General features: G+C 46.9%; 1 protein-coding gene. It reads left to right on the top strand.

The window, feature by feature from the left end; genetic code table 11:
- Positions 1-44: 44 nt before the first annotated feature.
- A partial coding sequence (gene gyrB / locus JK188_RS17085; protein WP_211888688.1) for a DNA topoisomerase (ATP-hydrolyzing) subunit B occupies positions 45-2,410 on the top strand: 2,366 nt, incomplete at its 3' end.

Below are 2,410 nucleotides of genomic sequence, written 5' to 3'. Positions count from 1 at the left end.
AAATAGAAGTTCAACCTCAGGAATAGAAAGAGCAGGAAACGTTGATGTCGAATACATATGACTCCTCAAGTATCAAGGTATTAAAAGGACTGGATGCGGTGCGTAAGCGCCCGGGCATGTATATCGGTGATACCGACGATGGAACAGGTCTTCATCACATGGTCTTCGAGGTTGTGGATAACGCTATCGATGAAGCCTTAGCTGGTTTCTGTGACGATATCGTCATCACTATCCATGCCGATAACTCCGTCTCTGTCCAAGATGATGGACGTGGTATCCCTACGGGCATCCACGAAGAAGAAGGTGTCTCCGCTGCAGAAGTCATCATGACTGTTCTGCACGCTGGCGGTAAATTTGACGACAACTCCTATAAAGTTTCCGGTGGTCTGCACGGTGTAGGTGTTTCGGTTGTTAACGCCTTATCTGAAAAACTTGAATTAGTGATCCGCCGTGATGGTAAAGTCCACGAGCAAGTGTACAAGCACGGGGAGCCACAAGGTCCTCTGACTGTGGTTGGTGAAACTGACCAAACAGGGACTCGCGTACGTTTCTGGCCAAGCATGGATACCTTCAAAGGTGTCACCGAATTCGAATACGACATTCTGGCAAAACGCTTACGTGAACTTTCATTCTTAAACTCAGGGGTTTCCATCCGTTTAATTGATAAACGTGATGGCAAAGAAGACCATTTCCACTATGAAGGTGGGATCAAGGCATTCGTTGAGTACCTGAGCCGTAACAAAACCCCAATTCACCCATCCGTATTCTATTTCTCCACTGAGAAAGACGGCATCGGCGTGGAAGTTTCCATGCAATGGAACGATGGTTTCCAAGAGAATGTTTACTGCTTTACCAACAACATTCCTCAGCGTGATGGCGGTACCCACTTAGCGGGCTTCCGTGCTGCGATGACCCGTACCCTGAACAACTACATGGAAAAAGAAGGCTACCAGAAGAAAAGCAAGGTCAACGCAACAGGTGACGATGCTCGTGAAGGCTTAATTGCCGTTATTTCTGTGAAAGTGCCAGATCCAAAATTCTCTTCTCAGACCAAAGAAAAACTCGTTTCTTCAGAAGTGAAAACCGCTGTAGAAACCATGATGAATGAGAAGCTAGTTGAATATTTATTAGAAAATCCAAACGACGCTAAAATCGTTGTTGGCAAAATTATTGATGCTGCTCGTGCGCGTGAAGCTGCACGTAAAGCGCGTGAAATGACCCGCCGTAAAGGGGCATTAGATTTAGCAGGCTTGCCGGGTAAACTGGCAGACTGCCAAGAACGTGACCCTGCATTATCTGAACTGTACTTAGTGGAAGGGGACTCTGCGGGCGGCTCTGCAAAACAAGGTCGCAACCGTAAGAACCAAGCAATTTTGCCACTGAAAGGTAAAATCCTGAACGTGGAAAAAGCGCGTTTCGATAAAATGCTCTCTTCCCAAGAAGTCGCAACACTGATCACTGCATTAGGCTGTGGTATTGGTCGTGATGAATATAACCCAGATAAACTGCGTTATCACAGCATCATTATCATGACGGATGCCGACGTCGATGGTTCGCACATTCGTACGTTACTGTTGACCTTCTTCTACCGTCAAATGCCAGAAATCGTTGAACGTGGTCACATCTTTATTGCTCAGCCGCCACTGTATAAAGTAAAACGCGGTAAACAAGAGCAATACATTAAAGACGACGAAGCGATGGACGACTATCTGATCTCTATCGCGCTGGATGGCGCTGAGCTGCACTTAAGCGCAGAAGCCCCAGCAATGAAAGGCGAACAACTGGAAAAACTGGTTGTTGAATACAATGCTGCACACCGTATTATCCGCCGTCTTGAGCGCTTATACCCACAAGCGCTGCTGAACAGCTTAGTGTATCAATCCACACTGACTGAAGAAGCACTGAAAGATAGCGCGCAAGTTGAAGAGTGGGCAAAAACCTTAGTGGCACGTTTAGAAGAGAACGAGCAAGCGGGTAGCTCTTACAGCTATATCATTCATGAAAACCGCGAGCGTCAACTATTCGAACCAACTATTCGTATCCGTACCCATGGTGTTGATAGCGACTACAACCTCGATTTCGACTTCGTTCATGGTAGCGAATACCGCCGTATCACCGAATTAGGTGACATCATCGGTGGATTAATCGAAGAAGGCGCTTATATTCAACGTGGTGAACGTCGCCAGAATATCGACAACTTCGAGCAAGCATTAGATTGGTTAAGCCGTGAATCTCGTCGTGGTTTATCCGTACAGCGTTATAAAGGTCTTGGTGAAATGAACCCAGAACAACTTTGGGAAACCACCATGAACCCTGAAACTCGCCGCATGATGCGTGTAACGGTCAAAGATGCCATTGCAACTGACCAGCTGTTCACTACCCTGATGGGGGATGCGGTTGAACCTCGCCG

It is taken from the genome of Providencia sp. JGM181, assembly GCF_018257375.1.
Taxonomy (GTDB): domain Bacteria; phylum Pseudomonadota; class Gammaproteobacteria; order Enterobacterales; family Enterobacteriaceae; genus Providencia; species Providencia lanzhouensis.
The sequence above is the reverse complement of the archived record's forward strand: the minus strand, read 5'-3'. Positions and strand labels throughout refer to the sequence as shown.